The 25,162-nt window shown below is 48.6% G+C and carries 27 protein-coding genes and 1 rRNA gene; 12 read left to right on the top strand and 16 right to left on the bottom strand.

The features are described 5' to 3' along the window. The first annotated feature begins 1 nt into the window (after position 1). From hisD to hisIE, 7 genes are read left to right on the top strand one after another with little or no spacing between them, the layout of a single operon-like run. Positions 2 to 1,309 carry a histidinol dehydrogenase gene (hisD, locus tag ACXAG2_RS17425; protein ID WP_474869078.1) on the top strand — a complete coding sequence of 436 codons (1,308 nt, stop codon included), beginning with the start codon at positions 2 to 4 and terminating at the stop codon, positions 1,307 to 1,309. After that, positions 1,306 to 2,388, top strand: a complete 1,083-nt coding sequence (gene hisC / locus ACXAG2_RS17420) for a histidinol-phosphate transaminase (RefSeq protein ID WP_474869076.1) — start codon at positions 1,306 to 1,308, stop codon at positions 2,386 to 2,388. Before hisD ends, hisC begins: the two co-directional genes overlap by 4 nt. Then, a complete protein-coding gene (hisB, locus tag ACXAG2_RS17415; protein ID WP_474869073.1) occupies positions 2,385 to 3,455 on the top strand; it encodes a bifunctional histidinol-phosphatase/imidazoleglycerol-phosphate dehydratase HisB in 1,071 nt (356 codons plus the stop codon). Before hisC ends, hisB begins: the two co-directional genes overlap by 4 nt. Then, positions 3,455 to 4,057 (top strand): imidazole glycerol phosphate synthase subunit HisH, encoded by a 603-nt coding sequence (gene hisH / locus ACXAG2_RS17410; protein ID WP_474846535.1) that lies wholly within the window; start codon positions 3,455 to 3,457, stop codon positions 4,055 to 4,057. The genes hisB and hisH overlap by 1 nt, the downstream gene beginning before the upstream one ends. Then, positions 4,057 to 4,794, top strand: coding sequence for a 1-(5-phosphoribosyl)-5-[(5-phosphoribosylamino)methylideneamino]imidazole-4-carboxamide isomerase (gene hisA / locus ACXAG2_RS17405; protein ID WP_474869070.1), 738 nt, complete (start codon positions 4,057 to 4,059; stop codon positions 4,792 to 4,794). The genes hisH and hisA overlap by 1 nt, the downstream gene beginning before the upstream one ends. Then, complete coding sequence (hisF, locus tag ACXAG2_RS17400) at positions 4,776 to 5,561, top strand: imidazole glycerol phosphate synthase subunit HisF (RefSeq protein ID WP_474869067.1); 786 nt, start codon at positions 4,776 to 4,778, stop codon at positions 5,559 to 5,561. The genes hisA and hisF overlap by 19 nt, the downstream gene beginning before the upstream one ends. Positions 5,562 to 5,572: 11 nt before the next feature. Continuing rightward, complete coding sequence (hisIE, locus tag ACXAG2_RS17395) at positions 5,573 to 6,193, top strand: bifunctional phosphoribosyl-AMP cyclohydrolase/phosphoribosyl-ATP diphosphatase HisIE (RefSeq protein WP_474869065.1); 621 nt, start codon at positions 5,573 to 5,575, stop codon at positions 6,191 to 6,193. Here hisIE and ACXAG2_RS17390 read toward each other — a convergent pair. Continuing rightward, positions 6,159 to 6,905 (bottom strand): substrate-binding periplasmic protein, encoded by a 747-nt coding sequence (locus ACXAG2_RS17390; RefSeq protein WP_474869062.1) that lies wholly within the window; start codon positions 6,903 to 6,905, stop codon positions 6,159 to 6,161. The genes hisIE and ACXAG2_RS17390 overlap by 35 nt on opposite strands. Positions 6,906 to 7,085: 180 nt before the next feature. Here ACXAG2_RS17390 and lepB point away from each other — a divergent pair, with 180 nt between their 5' ends. The 3 genes from lepB to ACXAG2_RS17375 all read left to right on the top strand — a co-directional run bounded on the left by lepB (position 7,086) and on the right by ACXAG2_RS17375 (position 8,932). Next, entirely contained in the window at positions 7,086 to 7,733 is a 648-nt protein-coding gene (lepB, locus tag ACXAG2_RS17385) for a signal peptidase I (protein ID WP_474869060.1), read from the top strand. Between the two features lie 152 nt (positions 7,734 to 7,885). After that, the gene (locus ACXAG2_RS17380; protein ID WP_474869057.1) at positions 7,886 to 8,335 is read left to right on the top strand and encodes an Hsp20 family protein; all 450 of its coding nucleotides are present in this window, start codon (positions 7,886 to 7,888) and stop codon (positions 8,333 to 8,335) included. A gap of 141 nt (positions 8,336 to 8,476) precedes the next feature. Then, positions 8,477 to 8,932, top strand: a complete 456-nt coding sequence (locus ACXAG2_RS17375; RefSeq protein WP_474846547.1) for an Hsp20 family protein — start codon at positions 8,477 to 8,479, stop codon at positions 8,930 to 8,932. 61 nt (positions 8,933 to 8,993) lie between these two features. On the opposite strand, the gene ACXAG2_RS17370 is transcribed toward ACXAG2_RS17375, so the two are convergent. Beyond that, on the bottom strand, positions 8,994 to 9,890 hold the full coding sequence (locus ACXAG2_RS17370; RefSeq protein ID WP_474869055.1) for a LysR family transcriptional regulator: 897 nt from the start codon (positions 9,888 to 9,890) through the stop codon (positions 8,994 to 8,996). 113 nt (positions 9,891 to 10,003) lie between these two features. On the opposite strand from ACXAG2_RS17370, the gene ACXAG2_RS17365 reads away from it, so the two are divergent. Then, entirely contained in the window at positions 10,004 to 10,855 is an 852-nt protein-coding gene (locus tag ACXAG2_RS17365; protein ID WP_474869052.1) for an SDR family oxidoreductase, read from the top strand. A gap of 4 nt (positions 10,856 to 10,859) precedes the next feature. Here ACXAG2_RS17365 and ACXAG2_RS17360 read toward each other — a convergent pair whose 3' ends face one another. From ACXAG2_RS17360 to ACXAG2_RS17300, 13 genes are all read right to left on the bottom strand, one after another. Further along, positions 10,860 to 11,993, bottom strand: a complete 1,134-nt coding sequence (locus tag ACXAG2_RS17360) for an alanine racemase (protein WP_474869050.1) — start codon at positions 11,991 to 11,993, stop codon at positions 10,860 to 10,862. 3 nt (positions 11,994 to 11,996) lie between these two features. Further along, the gene (locus tag ACXAG2_RS17355; protein WP_474869048.1) at positions 11,997 to 12,455 is read right to left on the bottom strand and encodes an MAPEG family protein; all 459 of its coding nucleotides are present in this window, start codon (positions 12,453 to 12,455) and stop codon (positions 11,997 to 11,999) included. A 68-nt stretch (positions 12,456 to 12,523) separates the two neighbouring features. Beyond that, the gene (gene adk / locus ACXAG2_RS17350) at positions 12,524 to 13,168 is read right to left on the bottom strand and encodes an adenylate kinase (protein ID WP_303575456.1); all 645 of its coding nucleotides are present in this window, start codon (positions 13,166 to 13,168) and stop codon (positions 12,524 to 12,526) included. A gap of 310 nt (positions 13,169 to 13,478) precedes the next feature. After that, entirely contained in the window at positions 13,479 to 15,401 is a 1,923-nt protein-coding gene (gene htpG / locus ACXAG2_RS17345) for a molecular chaperone HtpG (protein WP_474846557.1), read from the bottom strand. Positions 15,402 to 15,561: 160 nt separating this feature from the next. Beyond that, positions 15,562 to 16,161 carry a recombination mediator RecR gene (recR, locus tag ACXAG2_RS17340; RefSeq protein WP_474869045.1) on the bottom strand — a complete coding sequence of 200 codons (600 nt, stop codon included), beginning with the start codon at positions 16,159 to 16,161 and terminating at the stop codon, positions 15,562 to 15,564. Positions 16,162 to 16,164: 3 nt separating this feature from the next. Next, a complete protein-coding gene (locus tag ACXAG2_RS17335; RefSeq protein ID WP_119501895.1) occupies positions 16,165 to 16,491 on the bottom strand; it encodes a YbaB/EbfC family nucleoid-associated protein in 327 nt (108 codons plus the stop codon). A 35-nt stretch (positions 16,492 to 16,526) separates the two neighbouring features. Next, positions 16,527 to 19,166, bottom strand: coding sequence for a DNA polymerase III subunit gamma/tau (gene dnaX / locus ACXAG2_RS17330; protein WP_474869043.1), 2,640 nt, complete (start codon positions 19,164 to 19,166; stop codon positions 16,527 to 16,529). A gap of 15 nt (positions 19,167 to 19,181) precedes the next feature. Next, complete coding sequence (gene apt, locus ACXAG2_RS17325; protein ID WP_119501897.1) at positions 19,182 to 19,718, bottom strand: adenine phosphoribosyltransferase; 537 nt, start codon at positions 19,716 to 19,718, stop codon at positions 19,182 to 19,184. Between the two features lie 15 nt (positions 19,719 to 19,733). Beyond that, complete coding sequence (locus tag ACXAG2_RS17320; protein ID WP_269748644.1) at positions 19,734 to 19,856, bottom strand: hypothetical protein; 123 nt, start codon at positions 19,854 to 19,856, stop codon at positions 19,734 to 19,736. Between the two features lie 117 nt (positions 19,857 to 19,973). After that, positions 19,974 to 20,714 carry an HvfC family RiPP maturation protein gene (locus ACXAG2_RS17315; RefSeq protein WP_474869041.1) on the bottom strand — a complete coding sequence of 247 codons (741 nt, stop codon included), beginning with the start codon at positions 20,712 to 20,714 and terminating at the stop codon, positions 19,974 to 19,976. After that, positions 20,711 to 21,568, bottom strand: coding sequence for an HvfB family MNIO-type RiPP peptide maturase (locus ACXAG2_RS17310; protein ID WP_474869038.1), 858 nt, complete (start codon positions 21,566 to 21,568; stop codon positions 20,711 to 20,713). The genes ACXAG2_RS17315 and ACXAG2_RS17310 overlap by 4 nt, the downstream gene beginning before the upstream one ends. A 69-nt stretch (positions 21,569 to 21,637) precedes the next feature. Further along, complete coding sequence (locus ACXAG2_RS17305) at positions 21,638 to 22,081, bottom strand: HvfA family oxazolone/thioamide-modified RiPP metallophore (protein WP_474852675.1); 444 nt, start codon at positions 22,079 to 22,081, stop codon at positions 21,638 to 21,640. 109 nt (positions 22,082 to 22,190) lie between these two features. After that, positions 22,191 to 23,735, bottom strand: coding sequence for a methyl-accepting chemotaxis protein (locus tag ACXAG2_RS17300; protein ID WP_474869036.1), 1,545 nt, complete (start codon positions 23,733 to 23,735; stop codon positions 22,191 to 22,193). 319 nt (positions 23,736 to 24,054) lie between these two features. On the opposite strand from ACXAG2_RS17300, the gene ACXAG2_RS17295 reads away from it, so the two are divergent. Continuing rightward, positions 24,055 to 24,657: a hypothetical protein gene (locus ACXAG2_RS17295; RefSeq protein WP_474869033.1), complete on the top strand. Its 603-nt coding sequence runs from the start codon at positions 24,055 to 24,057 to the stop codon at positions 24,655 to 24,657. Between the two features lie 192 nt (positions 24,658 to 24,849). On the opposite strand, the gene rrf is transcribed toward ACXAG2_RS17295, so the two are convergent. Continuing rightward, positions 24,850 to 24,965 (bottom strand): 5S ribosomal RNA (rrf, locus tag ACXAG2_RS17290). Positions 24,966 to 25,162 lie beyond the last annotated feature (197 nt).

Here is a 25,162-nt window from a genome sequence, read left to right as displayed (position 1 = left end):
CATGATCAACTGGTCCTCACTTACACCTGCCGGGCAGACAGAAGCCCTCGCCCGGCCGGTAATGAAAAACTCAGACAGTCTGCGGGTGACCGTTGCAGACATACTCGCTGCGATACGCCAACAGGGCGATGCAGCGGTGCTGGAATACACCCGTAAATTCGACTGTACTTCACTGAACAGCCTGCCCCTTTCTATTGCAAAGCGGGACGAACTGGCAGCACGGGTATCTGCTGACGTTAAAGACGCCCTGCTGGTTGCGTTCAACAACGTGAAACAATTCCACGAAGCGCAGAAACCTCAGGATATCACCCTGACGACTACGCCGGGCGTAGTATGCGAGCAACGTTTTACCGCGCTGGATGCTGTCGGTCTTTATATTCCTGGCGGCAGTGCTCCGTTACCGTCAACCGTGATGATGCTGGGTGTACCGGCGCTTGTTGCCGGTTGCGAACGCAAAGTGCTGTGTACGCCACCTAATCAGGCCGGTGAAATCGCGCCTGAAATTGCCCTTGCCGCTTCATTGTGTGGCATTGAAGAAATTTACCTGTGTGGCGGAGCGCAGGCTATTGCCGCCATGGCATTCGGCACAGAAAGTATTGCTAAAGTGGACAAGATCTTTGGCCCCGGCAACAGCTTTGTGACAGAAGCCAAACAGCAGGTCAGTCAGCGCGCAGACGGTGCCGCTATCGATATGCCTGCCGGTCCTTCAGAAGTGCTGGTGCTGGCTGACGGCAATGCCAATGCCGCTTTTGTGGCCTCGGATTTATTGTCGCAGGCAGAACACGGTCCGGATTCCCAGGCCATTCTGGTTTCAGACAGTGAAGCGCTTATTGAAGCCACTAAAGCGCAGGTAGAAGTGCAATTGACAAAACTGTCCCGCAACAGCATTGCTTCTCAGGCCATGGAAAATGCCCGTTATATTCTGACTGGCTCGGTAGCCGAAGCGGTGCAGGTAAGCAACGCGTACGCGCCGGAGCACTTAATTGTGCAAACTGACAACGCCCGCGAATTGCTCACCGACATTAAATACGCCGGTTCTATTTTCGTTGGCCAGTGGTCACCGGAATCTGCAGGCGATTACGCTTCGGGTACCAACCACGTGCTGCCAACCTACGGCTATGCACGTAACTATTCCAGTTTAGGTCTGCTTGATTTTATGCGTCGTTTCACCGTGCAGGAACTGTCTGCCGACGGCATGCGTAATCTCGGGCCAGCCATTATGAAGCTTGCCAGTGCTGAAGGGCTCGATGCCCACGAGCAGGCCGTTGCACTGCGTATGGCAGAGCTTGAAAAGGGGAATGACCAATGAGCAGTCTGGTCGACCAACTGATTAATGATAACCTGATCCCGCTGAAACCGTATGAGTCGGCGCGCCGTCTTTACGCCGGTGGTCAGGACTGGCTTAATGCCAACGAATCACCATTTGCTAACCACTACGACGTGGACAGCAGCCACTTTAACCGTTATCCGTCCTGTCAGCCCGACGGCGTGATTAACGGTTATGCAGCTTACGCTGGTGTTGCGAAAAGCCAGTTGATGGTGACCCGTGGTGCTGACGAAGGCATAGAGCTGCTCATCCGCACCTTCTGTACGCCGGGTAAAGACAGTATTCTGATCTGTCCGCCAACCTATGGCATGTACGCCATCAGTGCAGAGACCTGCGATATTGGCGTGAAAAAAGTGCCACTGAAAGCCGACTTCAATCTGGATGTGGAAGGCATTTGCAGCAATGACGACGTCAATGTGGTGTTTATCTGTGCGCCGAATAATCCTACCGGTACACAAGTCGCCAAACAGGATTTAGACATCGTACTTCGCCACTTCACCGATAAAGCGCTGGTGGTTGTAGATGAAGCCTATATCGAGTTTGACGCAGAGAACACCTGGGCGAACAAGCTGGCAGATTACCCGAATCTGGTTATTCTGCGAACCCTGTCCAAAGCCTTTGCGCTGGCAGGTCTGCGCTGCGGTTTCACCATTGCCAATGACGACGTGATTGCCGCGCTGATGAAAGTAATTGCACCCTATCCTATTCCGGATCCGGTGGCGCAGATTGCTGCAGAGGCGTTAAGCGAAGAAAACATCGGTCGCCTGCATGCACAGGTGGACATTCTCAACGCAGAGAAAGCTCGTCTCACGGAAGCACTGAATGCGTTTGAAGAATTCGAAATGGTGGGTGACACCAAAGCCAATTACGTACTTTTCCGCTACGCGCGTTGCAAAGAACTGATGGCATATCTGGTTGAGCGCGGCATGCTTATTCGCGACCAATCCAAACAGCTGAATCTGGAAAACTGCCTGCGTGTGACCATCGGCAGCCCGGAGCAGGATGATCGCCTGATACAGTTGATTAATGACTATTTTTCCCAGACAGGAGCTTCCAAGTGAGTCAGCAAGCTATTTTATTTATCGATCGTGACGGAACCCTGGTTGAAGAGCCGCCGGTAGATAAGCAACTGGACAGCCTGGAAAAGCTGGTTTTTGAACCAAACGTTATTCCTGTTTTACTGAAACTTAAAGCTGCTGGTTTCTCGCTGGTGATGGTGTCGAATCAGGACGGCCTGGGCACCGACAGCTTCCCGCAGGAAGATTTCGACAAGCCGCACAATGCGATGATGGCTGTATTCGAATCGCAGGGCGTCACGTTTGATGATGTGCTGATTTGTCCGCACTTCGACCACGAAAATTGTGCTTGCCGCAAGCCTAACCTCGGGCTGGTTAAAGACTACCTGCAACAGGGCCGCATCGATTTCACACGCTCCTTCGTGATTGGCGATCGCATCACTGATGTGCAGCTGGCCGAAAACATGGGCATCAAATCGTTCCAGTACAATCCGGAAACCAACAACTGGAAAGACATTGAGAAAGCCCTGCTGGCGTCTTCCCGAATTGCCGAGGTAGTGCGTAAAACCTCAGAAACCGATATCCGTGTGCGGGTTGATTTAGACTCGACGGCAAAATCACAAATCCACACCGGGATGGGCTTCTTCGACCACATGCTGGATCAGATTGCCACCCACGGCGGTTTTGAAATGCAGGTGTCGGTGGACGGCGATCTGCACATCGACGATCACCACAGCGTAGAAGACACAGCACTGGCCCTTGGCGACGCGCTGAAAAAAGCGCTGGGTGATAAACGCGGCATTGGTCGCTTTGGCTTTGCACTGCCTATGGATGAGTGTCGTGCTGAGTGCATCATGGATATTTCCAACCGCCCTTACCTGAAAATGGATGCCGAGTTCAGCCGCGATCAGGTTGGCGAAATGGCCACCGAAATGGTACCGCACTTTTTCTATTCACTGGCGCAGAGCATGGGCCTGTCCCTGCACCTGTCCACCAGCGAAGGTAACGCGCACCACCAGGTAGAGAGCCTGTTCAAAGTATTTGGCCGTGCATTACGTCAGGCCATTACCCGTCAGGGCGATGCCTTGCCGAGCAGTAAAGGAGCTCTGTAATGGCGCAGAAGATTGTTATTGTTAACACCGGCTGTGCGAACATTTCATCGGTTAAATTTGCCCTTGAGCGCCTGGGCGTGACGGTGGATGTATCTGATGATTTCGACATTATTAAAGCCGCTGACAAAGTGTTTCTGCCCGGCGTTGGCAGTGCCTATGCCGCCATGCGCAGCATTAACGGCAAGAACCTTTCCGACACCATTCGTTCACTGGAACAACCGGTGCTCGGCGTGTGTTTAGGTATGCAGCTAATGGTGGGAACTTCGGATGAAACCAGCAGTGGGCAGATTGACTGTTTAGGCCTGATGCCAGGTCATGTTGCCCGCCTGCAAGCGGGTGATTTACGCCTGCCTCACATGGGCTGGAACACGGTAACGCCGCTTGAGGGCAACACGCTGTTCAAAGGCATTCCGGCTGACACCTATTTCTATTTTGTGCACAGCTTTGCGGTGCCGGTATACGATAAAACACTGGCCACCTGTGAATACGGCCAAACGTTTTCTGCCGCCCTGCACAGCAATAACTTCTTCGGCGTGCAGTTCCACCCCGAGCGAAGCGGCGAAGCCGGCGCACAACTACTGACTAATTTTGTGGAAATGTAATGATTATTCCAGCAATTGATTTAATCGACGGCGCCGTGGTGCGCCTGTTCCAGGGTGACTACAACCAGAAAACCCAGTACCAGAAAGATCCGGTAGACGTGGTGCATGACTATGCCGATCAGGGTGCGCAGTGGCTACACATCGTTGACCTTACCGGAGCCAAAGACACCAGCAAACGACAGCTTACGCTTATTCGTAAAATGGTCGATACCCAACGCATGAAGTTTCAGGCTGGCGGCGGTATTCGCAGCGAAGAAGACGTGGCCCAACTGTTAGATTCTGGTGTAAGCCGTGTAGTCATCGGTTCTCTGGCAGTAAAGCAGCCTGAACTGGTGAAATGCTGGATGCAGAAATACGGCGCAGAGAAAATTGTGCTGGCGCTGGATGTCAACATCAACGACGCCGGTGAACGAATGATTGCCACCCACGGCTGGCAGGAAGACTCCGGCGTGGCGCTGGAAGGCTTATTGAAAGATTTTCAGGAAGTGGGCGTGAAACACGTGCTGTGCACTGATATCAGCCGTGACGGCACCCTGCAGGGCAGCAACGTAGATTTATACACCGACGTATGTGCCCAATTCCCGCAAGTGAGCTGGCAAGCTTCCGGCGGCATTGGCGGCCTGGATGACATTCGTGCCCTGCGTCCTGCCAATGTAGGCGGCGTGATTTTAGGCCGCGCCCTGCTGGAAGGTAAATTTACCGTTGAGGAGGCTATTGCATGTTGGCAAAACGGATAATTCCCTGTCTCGACGTACGTGATGGTAAAGTGGTGAAAGGCGTTCAGTTCCGCAACCACGAAATCATTGGCGACATTGTGCCACTGGCAGAACAGTATGCCAAAGCCGGTGCCGACGAACTGGTGTTTTATGATATTACCGCGTCGTCTGATCAACGGGTTGTCGATAAAAGCTGGGTGAGCCGTATTGCTCAGGTCATCGACATTCCGTTCTGCGTTGCCGGTGGTATTAAATCGGTAGAAGACGCAGGACGCATTTTAGAAATGGGCGCGGACAAGATTTCTATTAACTCCCCTGCGCTTTCTAATCCGGACCTCATTAACGAACTGCACGACATTTATGGTCAGCAGTGCGTGGTCATTGGTATCGACAGCTTCTACAACGTAGCCAACGGTCGTTACGACGTGTACAAGTTTACCGGTGACGAAAGCCGCACTCAGCAAACTCAGTGGCACACCATCGACTGGATAAAAGAAGTGCAGTCACGTGGTGCCGGTGAAATCGTACTGAACTGTATGAATCAGGACGGTGTGCGTAAAGGTTATGACATCGAACAACTGAAAGCCGTGCGTGAAGTATGCAAGGTACCACTCATCGCCTCTGGCGGTGCCGGTGCCATTGAACACTTTACTGACGTATTCAAGCAGGCAGACGTCGACGGCGCGCTGGCAGCGTCGGTGTTTCACAAGGGCATCATTGATATGCACGAACTGAAAGACACGTTGGCTTCACAGGCTATTCCCATGTGTATCCGTCACGGCCGTTAAGGAACAATTTAATGATTATTACTAAAGACAATCTGACGCAGTTGGCGTGGGATAAAATGGATAACCTGCTTCCGGCTATCGTACAGGATGCAGTAACCGGCAAAGTACTGATGCAGGGTTATATGAACCCGGAAGCGCTGGAAGTCACACTGGACTCGAAAAAAGTCACCTTTTTCAGCCGCTCCAAACAGCGTTTGTGGATGAAAGGCGAAGAGTCTGGCAACGTATTAAACCTTATTGAAGTGGGCAGCGATTGCGATAGCGACAGCCTGCTTATTCTGGCCCGTCCGAAAGGCCCGACCTGCCACACCGGCACGGAAAGCTGCTGGTTCGATAATCAGGCGCCGGCTTATACGTTCCTGGGTGATTTGGAACGGGTTCTGGCAGAGCGTAAGTATGCGGACCCTGAGTCAAGTTACACCGCTTCACTGTACAGCAAAGGCATTAAACGCATCGCTCAGAAAGTGGGTGAAGAAGGCGTCGAAACTGCACTTGCTGCAACGGTGCAGGATAAAGAAGAGCTGAAGAACGAAGCAGCTGACTTGCTTTATCACCTGACAGTTCTGCTGCAGGCCAGCGACATGTCAATGAAAGATGTTATTGCGGTGCTACGCGCCCGTCACCAGAAGTAACCCCCATGCCCAGCTGTTGTGCCGCTTCCTTCAGTTGCGACACAACAGCGGGATCCGTGTCTTTACTGGCAGCCAGATAGCCGGTTACGGCAAGCTCGGGAATATCCATTATTGGATTGAGCTGCTCCCCGTCCACGTTTAATTTCTTCGCCGTTGCAGGAATCAGGGCAGGATCTTCGATGATAAAATCGACCATCCCCCTCAACAGATACTCCCACGAGCACTGAATATCTGCACATACCAGCATGTTCTGACCTTCCCTGAACCCCTGTTGCTGTAGCCAGTGATAGCTGATGTCGTCCCGTTGCACGGCAAATGTATAGTTGGTGAGATAACCCTGTTTAAGTTCCCCGTTTGCAACGGGCTGGCTTTTGAGGCCAACAACGGCAAGATGAAAAGCCGACACTTCAGCCAGCCAGTGAAACTGTTTTTCACGCTCCGGTGTCCGTGCAATGGAATAGATAAGTGTGCCAGCCTGACGTTCTGCCATTGTGATACTTCTGGCCCAGGGATATAACGCAAACTCTCCTTTTACCCCGGCGGCCTCAAGGATAGCCTTTACTTTGTGCGTAGTCTCGCCGTCTACCCTGCCATATTTATTGAGGTAGTGATAAGGAGGCGATGACTCTGTCACCACCTGCAGAACTGTACTTTGAGCAGGCAGAGGGTGGCTGATAATCAAAAACAAAAGTAATACAAAAGAGATACGCATCCCTGAACCGTACCAATAGTGATTATAAAACGTACGATATCATGCTTTATCATCAATAAAAATGACACCTGACTGATTCCTTCCGTTTTCATACCTTGTTACATCTGTGGATGAACTATTTCTCCGGACAACAGCTCTGACATTCAGACCTGCAATTTCTTCAACGATCAGAGGACGACTATGAAAGACAAGCCAACCGGACTGAAGCGAATTTGGAAAGACAATCAATCCTTTTTTATATTTATCGGCCTGATGTTGTTTGTGCGTGCCGGTGTGGCAGACTGGTATTACATCCCTTCCGGTTCTATGGAACCTACCATTCAGGTTGGCGATCGCATATTTGTGAATAAGCTGGCTTATGAAATCAAAGTGCCGTTCACTGACATCAGTCTGGCTGAAACAGGCTCCCCTGCCCGCGGAGATATTATCGTGTTCGACAGTAAGGCGGCAGATAATCGTCTGATTAAACGTGTTGTGGGCTTACCCGGTGACAGAATTGCCATGCGCAATAACATCTTGTATCTGAACAATCAGCCCTTATTGTATTCCGGCGATGATGAAGATCAGCAGGAGCTATTGGGTAAAGTGCTTCATCAGATCCATCTGGATAAGAATGGCTCACCACTGTCTTCTTTTAATACGGTGACTGTTCCGGAAAATCACGTGCTGGTGCTTGGCGACAACCGTAATAACTCGGCCGATTCCAGAGTGCATGGCTTTATTCCTGTAAATGAAATCATCGGTAAGGCGTCGCATATCGCTTATTCACTGGATAATGACAACGCTTATATGCCAAGGCTTGCTCGTACGTTTCAGGCACTTGAATAAAAAATTTAAATTTTTTTGCTTTGAGGTGTTGAAAAGGTTTTTTTAGCACCTACATAGTAATTGTCGGCGCTTGATAGCAAGGCCGACAGAACCGCCGCCGCAATGTCGGGGCAAACATTTTAAACATATTGCTTTATAAAAAGGATATGACTATGCGTACTATCGATCTATCTCCACTTTACCGTTCTTTCATTGGTTCTGACCGTTTGGCATCACTTGTAGATGCAGCTTCACGTTCTGAGAGCCAGACTGCTTATCCCCCTTATAATATTGAATTGCTTGGCGACGATAAATATCGCGTGTCCATGGCGATTGCCGGATTTACAACTGAAGAAGTTAACATTGTCTCCGAAAACAACACATTAACGGTAACGGGCAAAAAGGTCCCTGCTGAAAATGACGAAGCCGGCAAAAAACAATACCTGCACAAAGGAATTTCAGAACGCAGCTTTGAGCGTAAATTCCAGCTCGGTGATCATGTAAAAGTGACCGGCGCAGATATGCAGCACGGCCTGTTACATATTGACCTTGAGCGTGTTGTGCCTGAGGCGAAGAAACCCCGTCGTATTGAAATCGGCAGTACACCGGCCAGCCACGGGTAAGCCATTCCGGTCTGCATACACAGACCTCATTTAACTAACGATTTAATTTTTGTCGTGCCTGCAGGTGCAGGCACGGCGTAACCTGAGTCGCCGGATACGGGGCTCTGCATTTACATATTGCTTAATTGGAAGGATATGACTATGAGAACTATTGATTTATCACCACTTTACCGTTCATTTATCGGCTCAGACCGTCTGGCTTCATTCATTGACAATGCTACCCGGTTTGAAAATCAGAGCGCTTTTCCTCCGTATAACATTGAATTACTGGAGGAAAATAAATACCGCATCGCAATGGCAGTAGCCGGATTTGCGGAAAGCGAAATCAGTATTGAAGTACAGGAAAATACGCTGACCGTAACAGGCAGCAAGGCTGCTGATGACAAAGAGTCATCGCGTAAATTCCTTCACAAAGGTATTTCAGAGCGCAATTTTGAACGCAAATTTCAGCTTGGTGATCATGTAAACGTATTAAGCGCAAATCTCGAAAATGGTTTGCTGAGTGTCGATCTGGAAAGAGTTATCCCTGAAGCTAAAAAGCCTAAACAGATCGCTATCGGCTCTGCGGCCCTTGAGCACAAAAGCACCGGTGAATAATCCGGAGGGGTTTTACTGCAATTAAACATAAAAAACGGCACCAGCTCCCGGTGCCGTTTTTTTATTTGAATATATTGGCAGACACAAAGTAGTCAATCAGCACCCGTGTGCGCTGCGGTAAGTTTTTCCGCGACGGATACACCAGTGAGAAAGCCGTGCGCTCCCCATGCCACCCGGGCAATATCTGAACCAGCTCTCCCCGCTCTGTTTCTTCTTTCACCGTAGATGGCAACAGTAAGGCCACTCCCGTTCCCATAGCCGCCATATTGTGGATCAAATGGGGCGAGTTACTTCTGTAATATCTGGAAGGTGTTATGGTTCTGCTGCTGTCTTTACTTTGCAACCGCACATTATTGTGCCAGTGAGGTAAATCCAGCAACACCCAGGGCAATGCTTCCAATGCGTCGAGGCTCTCCGGTTCACCAAGTCTGTCCAGCATTGCAGGCTGCGCAAATATCGCAAATGTTTCCTCATGAAGTACCCTGGCAATCAGCGAGGCATCGCGGGGTAATCCAATCCTGATAGCCAGATCAATTTTCTCTGAGATTAAATCAACCCGCTCGTCATCCAGTACAAAATCAATCTGAACCTCAGGAAACTGCCGGATGAACCCATCCAATGCAGGCAGCACAAACTTGTGGGCAATATCATGATTCATGGTTATAGCGACGCGGCCGGCAGGAACAGGGATATTCGTAATGCTGTCTATATCTTCAAGTACTTCCTGCAGGATAGTTGCACGGCTGAAAACACGCTGGCCTTCCTCTGTCAGCATTAATTTTCTGGTTGAACGCTGAAGCAGCCTGCTGCCCAGAGCAGTTTCCAGATCTGCAACCTGCTCACTGACTCTCGAACGGCTGGTATGCAACACTCTGGCTGCAGCAGCAAAACTCCCCTGCTCTGCCACCACACAAAATATTGCCAGATGCCTGAGATAGGCAAAATCTATTGTACTCATTTCCCGAACACTACATTCACTTTTGTCCTACTTATCATAGCAACGACAAAGCACCATAATCTAGCCATCCGTCCAATACGGCACGGCAAAAAAGTATTAACAGGAGATTAATCATGATTGGAATTACCGGTGCAACAGGTCAGTTAGGTCAATTGACAATTAAACACCTGCTAACGAAAGAATCCGCAGACTCTTTGATCACGCTGGTCAGAGACCCCGGCAAGTCGCAAGCCATGTTTGCTGAGGTTGCCTCACGGCACTTCGACTACAGTAAACCTGACACGTTGACAGATGCGCTGACCGGTATCACGACACTGTTTCTTATTTCAGGCAGTGAAATCGGACAGCGTATTGAACAACATGCCAATGTAATTGATGCGGCTAAACGTGCCGGTGTGAAAACCCTGGTGTATTCAAGCTTGTTACGGGCAGACACTTCATCTCTGATGCTGGCAGAAGAGCACAAAGCCACAGAGCAACGCATTCAGGCTTCCGGCATGGACTATGTGATTTTACGGAACGGCTGGTACACAGAGAACTACACGCAGGGTCTTCAGGCTGTTCTTGACGCAGGCGTGCTGGCTGGCGCGGCCGGTTATGGCCGCATTGATTCAGCGACCCGCAATGATTACGCAGAGGCAGCAGCGAATGTGCTGACAGATGTCTCTGCGCACAAAGGAAACGTGTATGAGCTGGCCGGTGATGCATCGTTTACTCTGCAGGGATATGCAGACGCTGTCAGCGCTGTAACCGGTAAGCCCGTTCATTTTGAATCCATGAATTATGAAGGTTACAAACAATTCCTGCAGGATGTTGCCGGCCTGCCGGAAGGTTTTGCTCATGTGCTGGCAGATTCAGAACATCATGCAAAAAATGGCGACCTTTCCGGCTCAAGCGATGAATTACACCGTCTGCTGGGAAGAGCGACGCCCTCTCTTATTGAAGTAATAAAGCAGTCACTGTAACGTGTCACCAGCCGTCAGCACTATGCCAGATAGCGCTGACGGTGCGGTTGTCACGGGTAACGTGGTAGCGCCGGTACTGACCCGCGGTCGCGCAGGCATGGTTTGGCAGGATCCGGAGTTGACGGCCGAATCCGAAACCTTGATCCGGTACCGGTAAACCATCTTTATGCTCAATGATACCGTGTTCCTGGTTTGTCTGACTGACATACCAGCCATCCAGTATATAGCCCCCGGCATCAGCGACCAGACCATATCCGTGGGAGCCAGAGCCTTTATCTCTCGACAGTCCCATCCAGCCTGCGTCCACCAGTACCTGATTCTTCTTCATCTGATGACCAATGACTGTCGTCAACACACTCATTGCAATGTCAGATACTGAACAAACCCCCAGATCTGCCATAACCAGATCAAACGTTGCGTACACACCGGCGCGGATCTCGGTAACGCCTCCGGGCTTATAATCAGACAACGCTGTTGGCGTGGATCCCACAGAAATGATGTCAGCAGGTAATCCCGCAGCTTTGAGTCTGTTCGCCGCCAGTACCGTACGGCTGCATTCCTGTTCTGCCATGGCATATTGCGCCCCGGGCGTATTACACCCGTAAGATGCACCTGCATGGGCCATCACGCCGGAAAAACGGATATGCGCAGTGTTGTGCAACTGCTCAGCCATAGAGATCAATTGCATGCTCTCAGGCCCGGTACCGGCACGGTGATCATCAACATCCAGTTCTATCATCACCCGCAGCGGCACAATGAAAGTACGACGGGCTTTTACCAGCGCCTCCACTGCCGCTTCATTATCAACGACAACAATCAGATCAACACCACGTTCCAAAAGCTCATTAACCGCAGAGAATTTGTTCGGGGTTATACCCACCGCATAGAGAATATCTTTGTAACCGGCCTGCGCAAAATAGCGGGCTTCTTCCAGTGTGGAAACGGTGACAGGCCCGGGCCGCGGCGCATAAATTTCCGCAGCTTCACGGCTCTTCAGTGTTTTAACATGAGGCCGCAGTGTCACGCCGTCCCGGCGACATTTCTCCTGCATGCGTTCGCTGTTCGCCCGCAGCTTATTCTCGTCAATGAGGCAGACCGGGGTCACCAGAGCAGAAAAATCAGATAATAACTCAGACATAAACTAAATCAGGTAGTGGATCATAAACAGGTTCGAGCAGGCAAGAAACAGCATAGACAAGAACGTCAGGAGCATCCCTGATAAACGTTGCCAGCTTGTTCCTTCACTGTGACGCAAGCCGTAAGCATGGAGAATGCGGCCAAATAATATAGCGCAGCCACCCGCGTGCAATACCCAGTGCTGGGGATGCAAGCTTTCCAGGCACGCCAGCAGAATAAGAGTGATTGGCACATATTCGCTGAAATTGCCGTGTACACGAATGGCACGGGTAAGTTCATCATTGCCTCCGTCACCGACACCGATCCGGGCGCTGCGACGGACATTAATAACGGCGAATGAGAGGTAGATATAACACAAGGCTAACAGACTTGCGTAAAACGCAGTAATCGGGAAACTCATAATCGTCAGGTTTAATAATGGGTTATTGGTGTCTATTCTGGCAATTAAGCGGCACGCTGGCAAAGCCTTTTACCCGCTTTGACAGTGAAGTATAAAAAAAGGCCGCTTGATGCGGCCTTTAGTAAGAATTTTTAACCGAGCAGCTCAGCCAGCTCTTTGCTGACCTGCTCTACCGGTTTGGTGCCGTCCAGCTTGTGGTACTGGCAGTTTCCGGCTTCAGCTTCTGCAGAGTAGTAGTTGACCAGAGGCTTAGTTTGCTCGTGGTACACGCCCAAACGCTTACGTACTGTTTCTTCTTTGTCGTCATCACGGATGATCAGTTCTTCACCGGTTTCATCATCTTTACCTTCCACTTTCGGTGGATTGTAAACAACGTGATAAACACGACCTGAGGCAGGGTGTACACGACGGCCGCCCATACGCTCAACGATAACATCATCAGGTACATCAAACTCAATACAATGATCTACAGATACGCCTGCTTCTTTCATTGCATCAGCCTGAGGAATGGTACGGGGAAAACCGTCAAGCAGGAAACCTTGCTTGCAGTCGTCCTGGGCAATACGCTCTTTAACCAGACCAATAATGATGTCATCAGACACCAGTTTACCTTCGTCCATTACACGCTTGGCCGCAAGACCAAGTTCAGTGCCGGCCTTGATGGCCGAACGCAACATGTCACCAGTAGAGATTTGAGGAATACCGTATTTCCCCATCAGAAATTGTGCCTGAGTTCCCTTACCGGCGCCCGGTGCGCCCAGAAGAATGATTCGCATTTTGCGCTCTCCGCTTTATTTTCTCAACTGTTGGGCACTTTACACACTAAGCATCAGCGAAACAAGCCCATAGCAAGTACAGAGTCAGATTATACGACCTATGTCGCATGGTTTATGAACAATAGTCGTAAGGGCATTCGAAGGCGTGAAGACATACACTTCTTTAACAGCCAGTCGTTAAAGGTTAAGCAGCAGGAACAGTGTATTGATTTGTAAAGAAATATCTCACCTAAATAAATTTAAGTGATAGTTAAAATAAAAACGGGCCATAAAGACCCGTTTTCATATGTTTACAGTCGGTGAACCGGCTTTATTTTGCCATACTCATTAACAGACTGTTTAAATTGCGTACAAAGCTGGACGGGTCTTTCAGACTGCCCTGCTCAGACAATGCTGCCTGATCGTACAATACGCCTACCCACTGATTAAACAGGGCTTCATCCTGTACATCAGCCAGCTTTTTCACTAACTGGTGCTCAGGATTCAGTTCGAAGTGGTATTTCACATCAGGTACTGTCTGACCGGCAGCCTGCATCAGCTTCATCATCTGCGTGGTCATGCCGTTTTCATCAGCCGTGATCACTGCAGGTGATTCTGTCAGACGGTGAGTAAATTTCACGTCGACAACTTTGTCACCTAATGCAGTTTTGGCGCGCTCAAGCACACCTTCCACTTCTTTTTCTGCTTCTTCCTGCGCCTTTTTGGTTTCCTCGTCGTCAAGGTCACCTAAATCCAAATCACCTTTAGCAATAGACTGGAAAGACTTCTCATTGTACTCAGTCAGGTGAGACATTAACCATTCGTCAATGCGCTCGCCCATCAGCAACACTTCGATGCCTTTCTTGCGGAAGAACTCCAGGTGCGGGCTGGTTTTCGCAGCTTGCAGACTGTCAGCGGTGACAAAGTAAATTTTGTCCTGACCTTCTTTCATGCGAGCAATGTAATCATCCAGAGACACAGTTTGCGCATCGGAATCACCGTGGGTTGACGAGAAACGCAGCAGGCCGGCAATTTTATCTTTGTTGCTGAAGTCTTCGGCAGGGCCTTCTTTCAGCACGTTACCAAATTCGCCCCAGAACGACTGATACTTTTCACTGTCGTTTTTCGCCATTTTCTCCAGCATCTGCAATACGCGTTTAGTACAACCCTGACGCAATGTCTGGGTGACTTTGTTGTCCTGCAGAATTTCACGGGATACGTTCAGCGGCAGATCGTTAGAATCAAGCAGACCTTTTACGAAACGCAGGTACGTTGGCATGAACTGTTCAGCGTCATCCATAATGAATACACGCTGGACATAGAGCTTCAGGCCATGATTCTGATCACGGTTCCACATATCAAACGGCGCTTTAGAAGGAATGTAAAGTAAACTGGTGTACTCACTCTTACCTTCTACTTTGTTGTGCGCCCATGCCAATGGATCAGCAAAGTCATGAGAAATGTGCTTATAGAATTCTTTATATTCTTCTTCAGAGATATCTGACTTATCCCGTGTCCACAATGCCGTGGCTTTGTTGACACTCTCCCATTCGCCGGGAACAGCCGGTGTTTTTTCACCGTCAGGACCTTCACTTTCAGGGATCTCATCTTTCCACATTTGCACCGGAATGCTGATGTGGTCGGAATATTTGCTGATAATAGAGCGCAGACGCCAGTTATCAACAAACTCTTTTTCTTCTTCACGAATGTGCAGAACGATTTCAGTGCCGCGGGCAGGCTTGTTAATTTCTGCTACAGTGAATTCACCTTCACCGTCAGAAATCCACTCAACGCCCTGACTGGCGTCGGTGCCGGCAGCACGGGTTCTTACAGTCACTTTATCAGCCACGATGAATGCTGAGTAAAAGCCCACACCAAACTGACCTATCAGTTGTGAGTCTTTTGCCGCATCACCGGAAAGCTTACTGAAGAAATCTTTGGTACCGGATTTTGCAATGGTACCCAGATTCGCAATAACTTCTTCTTTCGTCATACCAATGCCGTTATCAGCAATGGTAATGGTACCTGCATCAGCATCGGTACTGATCTTCACGTTCAGTTCGCCGTCGCCTTCGTACAGACTGTTATTTTCCAGTGCACGGAAGCGTAACTTATCGGCGGCATCTGCTGCGTTCGATACCAGTTCACGAAGGAAGATTTCTTTGTTGGAATACAAAGAATGAATCATCAGTTGCAGAAGCTGTTTTACTTCAGTCTGAAAACCATGTTTTTCTTGTTGGGCTGCTTCAGCCATAAACCAGAGTCTCCTAGCTATTTGAATCAATTTCAGTCTAGGAAGTAGGGTCGGGCCAGAATAATTTCAACCTGAAAAGTGGGGTTTTTATCAGATTTGATAAAATTGAGTGAAATGATGCTCTGCCAACGGTAATGACAGAGCAGAAAAATGCTGAAGCTTAAAGCGTGCGGCGACCGGAGAACGCGTGGGTCAGCGTGCTGCCGTCGATATATTCTAATTCGCCACCTACCGGTACACCATGCGCTATCCGGCTTGCCGTGATATCAAGCCCGCTACACATTTGCGCAATAAAATGTGCCGTCGCTTCGCCCTCCACCGTAGGGTTCGTTGCCAGAATGACTTCAGATACCGGAGAGGCTTTAAGTCGCGTTTCCAGTTCAGTCAACCCGATATCAGCCGGCCCGATGCCGTCGATGGGCGACAAATGTCCCATCAAGACAAAGTATGTGCCGGTAAATGTCATGGTTTGCTCAATGGCCAGCACATCCTGCGGACTTTCGACAATGCACAATACACCCGCTTCCTGACGTTTCGGCGAACGGCAGATTTCGCACACATCATCTTCGGTAAACGTGCGGCATTGCTGGCAATGCTGAATGTGCTCCATGGCATTATGCAGCACGGTGCCCAACTTCATGGCACCATCCCTGTTTCGTTCGAGCAGGTGAAACGCCATACGCTGGGCACTTTTATTGCCCACACCGGGCAAACAGGTGAGCGCTTCGATTAGCTCACCCAGAAGCGGACTGAATTTCATTGATTAAAACGGCATTTTGAAGCCGGGTGGTAATGGCATACCACCGGTTACGTCTCCCATTTTCTCTTTACTGGTTTCCTGTACACGACGCACAGCGTCGTTGCAGGCTGCAGCCACCAGATCTTCTATCATGTCTTTGTCGTCGTCCATCAGCGACTCATCAATGTCGACACGGCGCACATTGTGATTGCACGTCATGGTAACTTTCACCATGCCCGCTCCGGCTTCACCGGTCACTTCAATTTTCGCCAGGTCTTCCTGTGCTTTTTGCATGCGCTCCTGCATCTGTTGCGCCTGCTTCATGATATTTCCCATTCCACCTTTAAACATGGTCGACTCTCTCACTATTTATTGATTGTGTGTCATTACCGGGGCTGAACAGTATCTTCGAGCACTGTTGCAGCAAAAAGCTCCCGTAATGTCGTAAATTTTTCATCGTTGCTTACCACCTGATGCGCATAAGCACGACGCATTTCATCGATACGTGCCTGTAACGTCAGTGGTGTTTGTGCTGGCTGTCCGTAAACAATGTTCACATTGACCGGATGCGCCAGCGCCTTAGATAACGCCTCATTCAGTTGTGCAACGGCATTGTCATTTATGAGATGGCTCTGACTCTCATCTAATTCAAGCGTCACATCCTGATCTTTTATCGAAAAAGCAGCATTTAATACGATTTGTTTGGTTAAACCGGCCAGTCCCAGTTCTGCAACCCGTTCACTCCAGCTATCTATCTGACGGCCGAGTAATAATTTTGAGCCATCAGGTAAATAAGCGGGTAAAGCATTGCTATCGACACGTTGAACACGGTTTGCGGGTGCAGTGGCAACGGCATTATCAGAAGGTATGTCAGCTTGTTGATAGCCTTGAGCCTCATTTTCATTCTGTTGCGGGGTAACATTGCCGGTATAATCCTGTTCCTCAACAAAAGAAGCCACTCCGGCATCAGCCTGTACTTCAATTTCCTGAGCAAATGCATCCTGCCCGGATGAAGGTTGTAAAGCCGCAGCATCACCAACTTCAAACTGACCATTATCAGCAAAGTCGTCAGTTTCAGGGGCCATTGTTGTTGAATGGTTTTCCCAGGGCGGAGACGAAGCATCATCCTCTGACGGTGCAGATGCCGCCGTTTCAGCAGGTTCATTGTCTGCTACCGGCGGGGCTGCCGTTATACCCCGTTGACTCAGCTTGCGGACACGCTCACTGGTATCACTCTGGTTTTCAGACTTTTTTGCGGGTGCTTCTGCAGCCTCCTTACGTCCAGTTTTTAATTGCTGGCGCAGGGCTAACATTTCTTCGATAGACGTCAATGAATCGGTACTACCGGCCTGAGTCACATTATTTGACTGATGCCCGGGCGCGGCGTGTTCTGCCGGTACATCATAATGCTCATCTTCGTAAGCCGGAGGCGGCATATCATCATAATCCGCAGGAGGAATATCATCCCACTGAGGCGGACCATTCTGTGCTGAAGGCTCAGCCTGTTGCCCGGATTCAAGCAGTCGCGAAGATTCCGGCTGTACAGGTTCATCTTTTACAGGCTCCGGCTCAACAACAGGCGGTTCAGCGGGCACACGCTCAGAAATAGCAGGCTGGCGATATTCTGCCGCTGCTTTTTCAATTTCAGCCTGTTCAGCATTGAGCGCATGTAAATCTTCTGAAGTATCTGTGTCTGCCGGCCCGGTAGTTGTTCCGGTACCTTCAGTTACAATTTTGTGCTCCGCCGGTTGAGGGGCATGAGCGGCTTCGGGTTCCGGCGATTCTGTTTCTTGCGCCGGCTGAAGAACCGGTGCAGCTTGCGTCTCTGGCGCTGAGGCCACAGACGGAGCAGAAGAGACAGGTTGTGCAGACGCTTGTGACACCGGCGTTTCTGTACTGCCCTGCGCATCCACGATCAACTCAAGGTTGTCGTCACCGGACGGAACCGGTGCAAAAGACATCATTCGTAACAGTGTCATTTCCAGCGCTGAGCGACCATCTGCAGCATGGGGCAAATCTTTTCTGCCCTGCAAGGCAATCTGATAAAAAAGCTGCACCTGCTCTGCCGGTATCGCTTTTGCTAACTGATATATGGCTTTGGCAGAAGTCGTTTCCAGTTTACAGGTTTCAGGCACCCACTGGGTTAAAGCTACCTGGTGTAACAAACTGGACAGTTCAGCAAGTACCTGACCGAAATCCGGCGCTTGCTCAGCCATTGATGCAACAATATCAAGCAGACCCGGAGCATCCTTTTTCACCAGTGCGAAAAGCAGCTTCAGAATTTGATGTCTGTCCATCAAACCGAGCATGTCGGTGACGATGGCAGCCGCTACCTGATTGTCGCCCTGTGCAATAGCCTGATCAGTCAGACTGAGCGCATCCCGCATACTGCCCTGGGCTGCACGGGCCAGTAACGCCAGTGCCGGTGCCTCAAAAGGAATGGATTCCTGCTGCAGTATGTGTGTCAGTTGCCCTGAAATTTGCTCACGGGACAGCGCTTTTAAATTAAATTGCAGGCAGCGCGACAGAATTGTAATGGGCAGCTTTTGCGGATCAGTGGTTGCCAGCAGAAACTTCACATGAGGTGGTGGCTCTTCAAGGGTTTTTAACAGCGCATTAAAACTGTGCTTAGACAGCATGTGCACTTCATCGATGAGGTACACTTTGTAGCGGCCTCGGGTGGGCTTGTACTGTACGTTATCCAGCAGTTCGCGGGTATCTTCCACTTTGGTACGTGACGCCGCATCGATTTCGAGCAAGTCAACATAATTGCCCTGCTCGATTTCACGACAGGTATCACAAACACCACATGGATTAGCGCCCTGACCTTCTTCGCAGTTTAAACTCTTTGAAAAGATACGTGCGATTGTGGTTTTACCGACCCCACGGGTACCGGTAAATAAATAAGCGTGATGTAAGCGGTCGTTATCTAATGCATTGGCGATGGCGGTAACAACATGTTCCTGACCAACGAGTTCACTAAACTTTCGTGGTCGCCACTTCCTTGCCAGAACCTGATAACTCATAAAACCGCTTGTTCCTTATTCACCATCAAAATCACAAATTGAATAGCATTCAATGTTCAGCGCCGCTAATTTCTCATAGCCGCCAAGGTCCGGCAGGCCGATAACAAAACCGGCATGTTCAACAATACCACCTAATGAACGGATCAATTTTGCTGATGCGCCGATGGTACCGCCGGTTGCCAACAGATCGTCAATTAACAGCACCCGCTCACCTTCTTTGATGGCATCTTTGTGGATCTCAAGTGTATCCATACCATACTCAAGTTCGTAGGATTCACTTACCACTTCTCTGGGTAATTTATTGGGTTTTCTCACCGGTACGAAACCCACACCCATTTCAAGGGCCAGCGGAGCACCAAACAAGAAACCACGGGCTTCAGTGCCGGCTACTTTATCAAACTGCATGCCCTGAAATTTCTCAAGCAACAACGTGATACACGCAGTAAATGCTTTGTGATCTTCCAGCACGCTGGTGACATCACGGAACATGATGCCGGGTTTAGGGTAGTCGGGTACGGTTTTTATTACGGATTTTATATATTCAGCAGTCACTTCTTTGCCTTTTGATTACAGCCAGAAAGTGAACCAGCCAGCTATGATATGCAACAGAGGAAAAGCTACTAACGTGGCAACGATTGCCAGAAAGTACCACCAGTTAAACACTTCTTTAAACTCGCCGTTATCAGCCATAATCAATACCTGAAAGTTCTAAGTCAAAAATGGTCGTAAATGTTAATCGAAACACAGTCTGAATGACAGTGCTATTCTCCATTATAGCGAATATTGTTAATAAGGTGAGGCAAGCGGTCAGGCTTTAACCACAATCCCCATTTCTGTAAGTGCGGAGAGTGTTTGCGGCAGATAATGTTCAACCGCTGCAACTTGTGTGGGGGGAATGACAGCTTTAAGCTGACTGATGATATCGCGAACGGGCAAAGCCTCTTCGCTGATAATCGTCAGCAATAAAGCCGTTAATGGCTCGGTAACCATGAACTGAACGTCATCACTTTTGTCACGGTACACCACATAGTTATGCCGTTGCTCTGATATTTCTTCTGGCAGACATTCGCTGCTGATTTGATGTACCGGATAATAGTAACTGGCAATGGTGGCCAGACCGGACAATGCATAACGTTCTGATAAATCGCCTGAACGGGATTTATAAGGCAGGTCTTCGTCGCGTACGCTGACATCAATTTCCAGCCATTCATAATGCGCGAGCTCGTATAAAAAAGCCGGATAACCACGGGCTGTACAATCAAAGTGACTCAGAAAACGGACAAACTCGCGGCTGATTTCAACAAAGTAAGGGGTCTCACAAACATGCTCAAGCATGAATTCCCGCACGAGAGTAAGCCACTGCTCTTCGCCCAAGACTTCTTTGACCACAGGAAACCCGCCGGCGATAAAATTCTTTATATTATTAAAAAATAGTGAGCGATAGACAGACAGCCTTTCTTCGCCATCCTCTTCATGGGTAACAAAGCCGGATTGAGGATCCCGCATGGCTTGTGCAAGTTCAGCCTGCCTTGCGCGGAAATCTGTCATCCGGCACATCCGGCTAGCTGATTATCCTTAATTTCCTGCTCATTGCATACCCGTCGCTGAATGGATTTAATCCGGCCAACCTCTTCCAGCAATTCACCTAACGGAGGAATATTGAAATCCCGTTCAAGCAACGTAGGGAAAACACCGTGCTTGCGGTAGGCTTTTTCCAGTAATGCCCACACAGGTTCAATGACACTACTGCCATGGGTATCGACTTTAAGGTTATCACTCTCGTCGTAATGACCGGCAATATGGCCATAAACAATACGCTTTGATGGCAGTGCATTGAGGAAATCAACGGCATCATACTGGTGATTTATACTGTTTACGTAGAGGTTGTTTACATCAAGCAGCATCTGACAGTCAGACTCTTCCAGTATATAAAGCAGGAATTCCAGCTCTGTCATGTCCTGCTCTGGTGCGAGGTAATAAGAGACATTCTCCAGCACCAGCGGACGCTCTAAAATGTCCTGTACAATTTTGATTCTTTCCACAACATGTTTTGCAGCCTGCTCACAAAAAGGTATTGGCAGCAAATCATAGAGGTGTCCGTTACCGGAACAAAAACTCAGATGTTCGCTGTACAAGCTGATGCTATGTTCCTGCAGGAACGATTTGATTTGTTTAATAAACGGGATATCAAGAGGATCCGTACTGCCTACAGACAATGACAGTCCGTGAGTCGAAAAGGCGGCCTGCGATGTACAGGCCTGCAATTGCTTTTTGAACTTTCCGCCCATTGGGATCCAGTTCTCCGGCGCAACTTCCCAGAAATCGACACTGTCAGGAAGCTGTGGCAATAAGTCAGTCAACATTTCACGCCGCAGACCCAACCCGGCACCGGATACAGACATCAGAACTCCAAATTACTAGTGACTTCGAACAAAGGTGTTACTTCAAAAACGAGTTAAGCACATGCCGGTTTACATACTCCCGCATTTGCCCTCACCACATTTACCTTCTTCAGCCGCTTTCTCTTTAACCTTGTCCTTCATTTTGTCAGCGCCGCACTTTCCTTCACCACACTTACCTTCAGTCGCAGCTTTGGCTTTGTCCTTCATTTTATCGGCACCACACTTACCTTCGCCGCATTTGCCCTCTGCTGCTTTCGCCTTGTCTTTCATCTTGTCGGCGCCACACTTGCCCTCACCGCACTTACCTTCTGCTGCCGCTTTGGCTTTATCTTTCATTTTATCGGCACCACATTTGCCTTCACCGCATTTTCCTTCTGCCGCGATTTGCTTATATCCGGATTCCAGTGCATCCATACCGAACGGATTTGCCATTGCAGACGATGTAAATGCGCCGGCACTTAACACTGCAGCACCGATAGTACCAGCAACCAGATTACGTTTAGCTTCTTTCATAAATTCACTCCAGCACGATAATTTTTTAATTTACGTTCATACGACCTCAGTGCATAAAGACCTGACGATGAGATGAAAAATTTCTTTTTAATGCATTTTTTCATTATGTTCATACATCTTCTGCTTTATAGCCTATCCGAAAGCCGCCCCAGTGTTTTCCGTTAACGTAAATCGGTGCAGACAAATCGTGCATCACTTCTCCGGTATCACGTTTGTAGGTTTGCAGCAGAAAACTCTCTGTATTCTTTCCGCAACGTGAACCGGTAGGATCATCGAAAATGCGTTTCGTCCGGCTGTTCGCCAGGTCAGTGCCGTAATCACCGGTCATAGGTTTGCTGAATTTTTTATTGTGGGTCGGAAAGTATCCGTTAATGTCCACCGCCCCTGCATAAATAATAAAGTTATTTTCCTCAAGGACAGGTTCCTGGACCGGAGGAAGCAAAACATCAGTAAATGAATCAAACCTTGTAGTGAATTTTTGAGGATTGGTCCCCTTCACCGGTTCATAGTGAAAGTTGAACAAATCTGATTCAGAGATTTTTCCACTGGTAATAGCCTCTTCGAACATTTGACCAATCTTTTGGGCGGTCCTGGTGGCGATCCGTTGGACTTTTCCGTTACGGTCATTCACCCGCAATGCCTGTAATTGCCGAAAAATACCCTCGGTGTGGTAACTAAGTGCCAGTACTTTCTCTGAAACATCCGTCAGATCGCCTTCAAGATGCTTCGTATTCTGATGTAACCTTTCAGCATTTACACTTATTCCTCTGTTGGTATTGCCGTGCACTTCTACTGTACTGGCGACCTGCCCCATTGAGTTTGCCGCTTCTGTAGAAATAATGCTGGTTTCTTCTATCAGGGACGACATATGGTTCACAACGTCAGACATGGCGCCGTTGGCTGCTGAAACTTTTTCAATGGCATCTACGGAAGTTTGACTATAGCGATTGATTTCATTGAGTACATCGTCAATGCCCTGGGTAGCATTTGTTGTCTTTTGAGCGAGATCACGTACTTCATCGGCAACAACGGCAAATCCCCGCCCCTGCTCTCCGGCCCTTGCAGCTTCGATAGCAGCATTTAAAGCGAGCATATTAGTCTGGTCAGCCAGTTGATTAATGGTAGTGGTGATGCCGCTGATGGAATCGGCCTTGCTCTTTAACGTGGCGAGCATATCTGCTGAGGCTTCAATTTCACTTCGAAGCTGACTTTGTTGTTCAACCAACTGACTGAGAGCTTGCTTACAATCCTGAGATTTTTCATCTGCTGCCTGAATTTTTTGTTGAGCATCTGTGGAGAATCCCACAAGTTGAAGATTACCTTCTTCAAGGTGCTTAATACTGCCGGCGATTTCCTGAACACTATCGGCTTGCTCTTTAAATACTTCGGCAAGCTTATCCAGAAAGTGGGAAACCGTTGCTCCACCTATAGCAATCCGACTGGCAGACTGGCTGATTGACTCACCTAATTTCGAGTCAACATCGTCTTGCCCGTCAGTTACGGCAACAACATTGTTCTGCTGAGGAAATAACAGAGCAGGTATAAGTGCTACAAAGAACACGGCAACAGCCACCCACCAGAAGGCAATATCAAATAGACCACACACCGACACGGTTACCAGGGCCAGTAACCCGGAGATAATTGCATTTTTCACGCCTGCTTACTTCCTCATTGTTGTTATGGTTAAACTATAGCCTATTAAAACAATTTGTTAACATCAAAATGGATAAGACAATAGTCGTTTTGAATTCAAGAAATGGGACTAATCAGAGATCTGTATTCCGCCAGCGGGATTTAATTACATTTGCTGAATATAAGAGATTTAAATGAAAACTATACTGGTGTATAAAAGTTTATGCTGAACCGGGCCGACCCGATTAGATAGTGTTTACGCAGTCACACCTGAAGGTCATTAACCTCTTATCTCCGTCGCAAATAGACGCCACAAATATGGAATACCTATAAGGAAATTTATGAAAATTAAATCTCTTGTTGCTGCTTCTCTGTTTTCTGCCTTATGCCTTTCGACACCTGTACTGGCTAAACATGATAAAGACAGCTCTGACAGCCGTGTAGTAAAAGGAACTTACACAATTACCAAAGGTACTGTTGAGACTTTTGATGTTTCTACAGACCTGGTAAAACTTGAACAACTTGGACAATTTGAGATAGTGCTGACAAGCACTGACTGGAAATCCTTTTCAAAAGAAGAACGCAAGTCCATTAAAAAACGGGAAAAAGTTAAAGGTGTACTGAAAGGCACTATCGATCTGACAAACTTCTTTACTGCCGGACCTGTAATTTCTCATGTCATGATTGACGATGACAGAACATTCTCACTTCATTCAGCATACGATGTGTTTATTCCACTTCAGGGGGATTTATTCTGCTCGGGCGGAGAGCCGATGATCATAAAAGAATATGTGAATCTGGTGGGTGCAACCGGTGTATATGAGAACCTTCAGTCAGGAACGATTGTACTTGAGGGTACCGTATATAATTGCCCTGGTTTTGCTGATTACGGAAAATATGATTTCAATATCGTGCCTGATGAAAGTGTACTCATATTTGAATAGTCATACATTCAATGAGACAAGCCCGCATCTGCGGGCTTTTTACTGCCCGCTTTACAGTGAATACAGGCATCTATGAGTGCATATTCTATGTTTGAACTGAGCACTTTAATAAAAAGAAGCATAGTAAAACTCTAAGCAGAGAACAGAAACAAAAAAAGCCCGCTCAGATGAGCGGGCTTCTTCGAATTGGGAGCCTGACGGTGTGCTACTCTCACATGGGGAGACCCCACACTACCATCGCCGCTAACGCGTTTCACTTCTGAGTTCGGAATGGATTCAGGTGGTACCACGTCGCTATTGCCGTCAGGCATAAACTTTTTATAACAATCTTGGAAAGCTTGATATCTTCATCAATCAGAGTAACGCTACTCTAACTGTTTAATTAGTCAGTCTTTAACTTACAACTTCTAAGTAAAAGCTACTTAGGCGTTGTATGGTTAAGCCTCACGGGCAATTAGTACAGGTTAGCTTAATGCCTTGCAACACTTCCACATCCTGCCTATCA

This window comes from Alteromonas sp. ABH4_456 (assembly GCF_056160645.1).
This window is presented reverse-complemented; position numbering and strand designations above follow the sequence as displayed.

Excerpts from the sequence above, each read along its gene's own strand:
- ACXAG2_RS17320 (WP_269748644.1), bottom strand. The coding sequence starts at position 19,856 with ATGGCTGATAACGGCGAGTTTAAAGAAGTGTTTAACTGGTGGTACTTT.
- ACXAG2_RS17365 (WP_474869052.1), top strand. The coding sequence starts at position 10,004 with ATGATTGGAATTACCGGTGCAACAGGTCAGTTAGGTCAATTGACAATT.
- adk (WP_303575456.1), bottom strand. The coding sequence starts at position 13,168 with ATGCGAATCATTCTTCTGGGCGCACCGGGCGCCGGTAAGGGAACTCAG.
- ACXAG2_RS17390 (WP_474869062.1), bottom strand. The coding sequence starts at position 6,905 with ATGCGTATCTCTTTTGTATTACTTTTGTTTTTGATTATCAGCCACCCT.
- hisA (WP_474869070.1), top strand. The coding sequence starts at position 4,057 with ATGATTATTCCAGCAATTGATTTAATCGACGGCGCCGTGGTGCGCCTG.
- ACXAG2_RS17305 (WP_474852675.1), bottom strand. The coding sequence starts at position 22,081 with ATGAAAGAAGCTAAACGTAATCTGGTTGCTGGTACTATCGGTGCTGCA.
- hisF (WP_474869067.1), top strand. The coding sequence starts at position 4,776 with ATGTTGGCAAAACGGATAATTCCCTGTCTCGACGTACGTGATGGTAAA.
- hisD (WP_474869078.1), top strand. The coding sequence starts at position 2 with ATGATCAACTGGTCCTCACTTACACCTGCCGGGCAGACAGAAGCCCTC.
- ACXAG2_RS17370 (WP_474869055.1), bottom strand. The coding sequence starts at position 9,890 with ATGAGTACAATAGATTTTGCCTATCTCAGGCATCTGGCAATATTTTGT.
- htpG (WP_474846557.1), bottom strand. The coding sequence starts at position 15,401 with ATGGCTGAAGCAGCCCAACAAGAAAAACATGGTTTTCAGACTGAAGTA.
- ACXAG2_RS17375 (WP_474846547.1), top strand. The coding sequence starts at position 8,477 with ATGAGAACTATTGATTTATCACCACTTTACCGTTCATTTATCGGCTCA.
- ACXAG2_RS17360 (WP_474869050.1), bottom strand. The coding sequence starts at position 11,993 with ATGTCTGAGTTATTATCTGATTTTTCTGCTCTGGTGACCCCGGTCTGC.
- recR (WP_474869045.1), bottom strand. The coding sequence starts at position 16,161 with ATGAAATTCAGTCCGCTTCTGGGTGAGCTAATCGAAGCGCTCACCTGT.
- ACXAG2_RS17310 (WP_474869038.1), bottom strand. The coding sequence starts at position 21,568 with ATGTCTGTATCCGGTGCCGGGTTGGGTCTGCGGCGTGAAATGTTGACT.
- ACXAG2_RS17295 (WP_474869033.1), top strand. The coding sequence starts at position 24,055 with ATGAAAATTAAATCTCTTGTTGCTGCTTCTCTGTTTTCTGCCTTATGC.
- ACXAG2_RS17315 (WP_474869041.1), bottom strand. The coding sequence starts at position 20,714 with ATGACAGATTTCCGCGCAAGGCAGGCTGAACTTGCACAAGCCATGCGG.
- hisIE (WP_474869065.1), top strand. The coding sequence starts at position 5,573 with ATGATTATTACTAAAGACAATCTGACGCAGTTGGCGTGGGATAAAATG.
- ACXAG2_RS17335 (WP_119501895.1), bottom strand. The coding sequence starts at position 16,491 with ATGTTTAAAGGTGGAATGGGAAATATCATGAAGCAGGCGCAACAGATG.
- lepB (WP_474869060.1), top strand. The coding sequence starts at position 7,086 with ATGAAAGACAAGCCAACCGGACTGAAGCGAATTTGGAAAGACAATCAA.
- hisC (WP_474869076.1), top strand. The coding sequence starts at position 1,306 with ATGAGCAGTCTGGTCGACCAACTGATTAATGATAACCTGATCCCGCTG.
- ACXAG2_RS17380 (WP_474869057.1), top strand. The coding sequence starts at position 7,886 with ATGCGTACTATCGATCTATCTCCACTTTACCGTTCTTTCATTGGTTCT.
- dnaX (WP_474869043.1), bottom strand. The coding sequence starts at position 19,166 with ATGAGTTATCAGGTTCTGGCAAGGAAGTGGCGACCACGAAAGTTTAGT.
- hisH (WP_474846535.1), top strand. The coding sequence starts at position 3,455 with ATGGCGCAGAAGATTGTTATTGTTAACACCGGCTGTGCGAACATTTCA.